We start from the raw sequence: 265 nt of genomic DNA, 5'->3' as shown, positions 1-265 counted from the left end.
TGCAACGTTTGAAACGATGGCAACGAAGCATGGGGCTGTTTTTAACGGAACAACAACATTTCCAGATCTCAGTAAGGAACTATTTGTCCGCTACGATGTATCGGGACTTCTGAATACCAAGGATATTTTCAATGCCATGACCTACGTGGCGTTGACAATTGAACAGCAAAACATTATCAACAACGGAAAACGCTGGCGCTTAAAACGGCAACAAGAAAAGATTCCGTACGAACAAGTACCACACTCAGTCATTGTTCTTGATGAA

General features: G+C 42.3%; 1 pseudogene. It reads left to right on the top strand.

Annotated features, from left to right (window positions below):
• Positions 1-265: pseudogene (locus IV71_RS07295) on the top strand (helicase HerA domain-containing protein); the annotation flags it as partial.

The sequence above is a fragment of the Fructobacillus fructosus KCTC 3544 genome, assembly GCF_001438695.1.
Lineage (GTDB): Bacteria > Bacillota > Bacilli > Lactobacillales > Lactobacillaceae > Fructobacillus > Fructobacillus fructosus.
The sequence above is the reverse complement of the archived record's forward strand: the minus strand, read 5'-3'. Positions and strand labels throughout refer to the sequence as shown.